At 71.4% G+C, this 3,901-nt stretch carries 5 protein-coding genes; all 5 read right to left on the bottom strand.

What is annotated here, in order from left to right; all coding sequences use genetic code 11:
• A partial coding sequence (locus VF794_RS33845) for a cytochrome d ubiquinol oxidase subunit II (RefSeq protein WP_331117252.1) occupies positions 1 to 867 on the bottom strand: 867 nt, incomplete at its 3' end.
• Positions 857 to 2,182, bottom strand: a complete 1,326-nt coding sequence (locus VF794_RS33840) for a cytochrome ubiquinol oxidase subunit I (RefSeq protein ID WP_331117251.1) — start codon at positions 2,180 to 2,182, stop codon at positions 857 to 859. The genes VF794_RS33845 and VF794_RS33840, both read right to left, overlap by 11 nt.
• Positions 2,183 to 2,240: 58 nt before the next feature.
• A complete protein-coding gene (locus VF794_RS33835; RefSeq protein ID WP_331117250.1) occupies positions 2,241 to 2,771 on the bottom strand; it encodes a hypothetical protein in 531 nt (176 codons plus the stop codon).
• The gene (locus tag VF794_RS33830; protein ID WP_331117249.1) at positions 2,768 to 3,172 is read right to left on the bottom strand and encodes a phage holin family protein; all 405 of its coding nucleotides are present in this window, start codon (positions 3,170 to 3,172) and stop codon (positions 2,768 to 2,770) included. The genes VF794_RS33835 and VF794_RS33830 overlap by 4 nt, the downstream gene beginning before the upstream one ends.
• Positions 3,173 to 3,313: 141 nt before the next feature.
• A partial coding sequence (locus VF794_RS33825) for an ADP-ribosylglycohydrolase family protein (protein ID WP_331117248.1) occupies positions 3,314 to 3,901 on the bottom strand: 588 nt, incomplete at its 5' end.

Genomic DNA, 3,901 nt, shown 5'->3' with positions numbered 1-3,901 from the left:
GTCCGGCACCACGAGGTACGGGTATTGGGAGACAGCCCAGCCCACCACGATGAGCCCCACCTGTGCCGCCGCCGCCACGCGCGCCGGCCAGAAGCGCCGGGCGAGCAGCAGCCCGAAGGCCAACACCGCGGCCACCGCCGTCGCCGCGTGCAGCACCAGCGCGAAGGACGAGCCCGTCAGCCCCGCCCAGACCCTCGGTGCCCCCTCGCGCGTCAGCACCAGCACGCCGAAGGCCGCCAGGAACACCGCCACGCCCGCGCCCAGGGCCCGCCGCCGGAAGTCCTCCTGGAGCGCGTGCTGGCGCGTCTCCGCCGTGAGGTACACCGCCGCCAGAAAGGCGAAGAGACACAGGGCCAGCGCCCCCACCGCCAGCGCGAAGGGCGACAGCCACGGGGCGAAGAAACCGCTCACCACCACCCTTCCCCGCATCTGGATGTCGCCGCTCACCACCGCACCCACGCACAGGCCCAGCAGCACCGGCGCCACCACGCTCGCCCCGCTGAAGACGAGCCCCCAGCGCCGCTGCACCCGGTCCCCTCGCATGTCATAGGTGCGGAAGGTGAAGGCCGTGCCCCGGAAGACGATGCCCAGCAGCAGCAGCGTCAGCGGCACGTGCAGCGCCACCGACAGCGCCGCGAAGGCTGGCGGAAAGGCCGAGAAGAGGATGACCACGCCGATGATGAGCCAGACGTGGTTCACCTCCCACACGGGCCCGAGCGCCTGGGCGATGAGCGCCCGTTGCTCCGCCTTGCGAGGCCCCGAGGCGAGCAGGTCCCACACTCCGCCACCGAAGTCCGCGCCCCCGAAGAGCGCGTAGAGGACGAAGGCGGCCACCAGCACGCCCCCCAGCCACAGCTCAGTGGGCATGGGACACCTCGTCCGACTCGTGACCCGGCAACGTGCCCGCCACCTGCCTCACCAGGAGGAAGGTCACCATCATCCCCAGGAAGAGGTACACGAGCGAGAACGTCCAGAAGGGCACCGCCAGGTTCGGTACCGGCGTCACCGCGTCCGCCGTGCGCATCAGCCCGCGGACGATCCACGGCTGGCGTCCCCACTCGGTGACGAGCCACCCCGCCTCCATCGCCACCACCCCGAGTGGCCCGCACAGCAGCCAGCCCCACAGCACCCGCCGGTCCTCGGGCCACGCCTTCCGCCGCCAGCGCAGGAAGAGCGTCACCCCGGCCAGCAGCGCCATCAGGCTGCCCGTGCCCACCATGAACTGGAAGGCCACGTGCACCTTGGCCACTGGCGGCCACTCGTCGCGGGGGAACTCGTTGAGCCCCTTCACCTCGGCGTCGGGGTCCGCGAACGCCAGGATGGACAACGCCTTCGGAATCTCCAGCGCGTACGGCGTGGTGCCCGTCTCCACATCCGGCAACCCGCCCACGCTCAGCGACGCGCCCCGCTGCGTCTCGAACAGGCCCTCCATGGCCGCCAGCTTCACCGGCTGCTGGTGCGCCACGTTCTTCGCCGACAGGTCCCCCACCAGGGGCTGAAGGAGCGCGGTGGCACACGCCAGCGGCAGCGCCACCGAGAGCGCCTTGCGGTGGAAGGCCGCCCCCGGGTGCCGCAGCAGCACGAAGGCGTGGATGCCCGCCATGGCGAAGGCGCTGGCCTGGTAGCACGCGAGCAGCGTGTGCGCCGTCTGGTGCATCCAGCCCGGGCTGAACATCGCCGCCACCGGGTCCACGTCCACCGGCCCGCCCGGGCCAGGCGTGAAGCCCGTCGGGTGGTTCATGAAGGCATTCACCAGCGTGACGAAGAAAGCGCTCGCCGCGCCGCTCAGCGCCACCATCAGCCCCGAGAAGAGGTGCAGCCCCGCCGGTATCCGCTCCCGCCCGTAGAGGTAGATGCCGAGGAAGACCGCCTCGGTGAAGAAGGCCGTGCCCTCCAGCGCGAAGGGCAGCCCGATGACTTCACCGTACGTCCCCATGAAGTCGGGCCACAGCAGCCCCAGCTCGAAGGACAGCACCGTGCCGCTCACCGCGCCCACCGCGAAGAGGATGGCCGTGCCCTTCGCCAGCTTGCGGCTGAGCACCGCGTAGTCCGCGTCCCCCGTCCTCCGGGCCTTCACGTCGCTGAGCACCATCAGCAGCGGCAGGGCGATGCCCGCCGCCGCGAAGATGATGTGGAAGGCGAGGGACATCCCCATCTGGGCGCGCGCGTAGAGCAGATCCATGGCGTGGATGAATCTGCTTTATGCGCCCATTCCACGCAATCAAAACTACTTATAAACCCTAAGCGTGGGCCTGGGTCTGGTTGATGCGCAGCCCGAGGCGCTTCTTGCCCCCCGAGGCCCGCTCGTCCTCGGTGGGGGGGACCAGCGACTTCACGGCGCGCTTCGCCATGGCCGAGGCCAGCGTGGTGGCGAAGATGAGGACGAGCTTCCGGCCGAGCTCGCAGGGGACGGGCCGCTCCTCGGCATGGGAGGCCACCCGATCCGGGTGCTCCCAGGCGCGCCGCACCGCCCGCGCGCGGTGCTTCCACAGCAGTTCCTCGCGGTGGCGGGCCCGCCACCAGGAGACGCCCACGCTCACCACCAGCAGCGCGCCCGCGGCGGCACCCACCTTGACCAGCAGGTCCTGGTTCTTCTCGAGCACATGCTGCACCTGATAGCGCATGTCGAAGGCCCGCTCGCGGCGCCGCTCCAGTTCCTCCAGCGTGAGGAGCAGCTCGTCGCGCAGGCGATCCGCCGTCTTCTCCACCTGCTCCCGGTCACTCAGCCTGGCGGTGATGGGCCCGCCGCCCTTTCCTTCCTGCTCGCTCATTGCAGTGTCTCCCGGGTGCGGGTGATGTCCGTCTTCAACCGTTCCTGGGTGTGCGGCAGGGGCTGCTTCGGCAATCGCTTGACGCCGACGAACGCCAGGCTCCCCGCCAGCACCAGCAGGAAGACGCCCACCAGCAGCACTCCGAGCCACGGTGCCAGCGGCAGCGCCAGCCCCACCGTCACGAAGAGCGCCGTCAGGGCCACCAGCCCCAGTACGCCCCCCGCGCCCAGCAGGATGCCCGCCGTGCGCGCCGCCTTCAGCTCGTCCTTCAGTTCCTTCTTCGCGTGGAGCACTTCGGCCCGGGCCAGCAGCCGCGCCTCTTCGATGGCGTGACGGATGAGTTCCGGTGTGGACAGCGACTCCAGTTGCCTGCGCTCCAGACGCTCCGATTCGAGTTCCACGTCTCCGCCTCCGGGGCATCCGGCGGGCCCACCCGGGCAATGGCCCAGGCTCGTCCCGCTCTCCTCGGCGGAAGGTGGGAGTGAAATGATTCCAGGGGAAGTCAGGCAGCGGGAGCGGGGGCTCGCTCGGCCGGCCGCCTCTCAGCGGCGGCGCTTCTGCTGGGCCAGGGCGGTGGCGACCGTCTCGCGCACCTGCCGCGCCTGGAAGAGCCGGCTCGCCGCGTCCACCACCGTGTCCGCGTACAGCACGTTCTTGCGCAGCCGCGCCGGGAGGGCCGCCGTGCCCAGGTGAGCGCCCAGCAGGGCCCCCGTGCAGGCCGCCGCCACGTCGGCCTCGCCCCCGCAGCGCAGCGTCATCTCCACCGCCTGTCGGAAGTCGTGCGGCGCCTTCAGCGTGGCGTACAGCGAGGTGAGCAGCACCGGCACCACGTGCGGCGGCAGGCCGTCCACGCCCCGGAGCTGGCTGGGCGGCACGCTCACCTTGCGCAGCTGCGCCAGGGCGCGCGTCGGATCCCACGTCAGCAGCCGGGGCAGGTGCCGCAGCTCCTCGGCCAGCTCCTTGTCATGGGCCGCCGCCGCCTGCGCCAGCTCCTCGCAGAAGGCGGCCGGCGTCAGCGGCTCCTTCGTCGTCAGCCCCAGCGCCACCGCCTGCGCGAAGGCCGCCGCGGCCGCCGCGCACGTTGGATCCTTGTGCGTGAGCACCGTCAGCACGCCCGCGTCGTGGCGGAT

It is taken from the genome of Archangium sp., assembly GCF_036389735.1.
Taxonomy (GTDB): Bacteria; Myxococcota; Myxococcia; order Myxococcales; family Myxococcaceae; genus Archangium.
Note: the sequence above shows the minus strand (reverse complement) of the source record. Positions and strands in the feature narration are given on the sequence as shown.

Bases quoted from the DNA above. Each gene is read 5' to 3' on its own strand.
- VF794_RS33840 (WP_331117251.1), bottom strand. From the start codon at position 2,182: ATGGATCTGCTCTACGCGCGCGCCCAGATGGGGATGTCCCTCGCCTTC.
- VF794_RS33835 (WP_331117250.1), bottom strand. From the start codon at position 2,771: ATGAGCGAGCAGGAAGGAAAGGGCGGCGGGCCCATCACCGCCAGGCTG.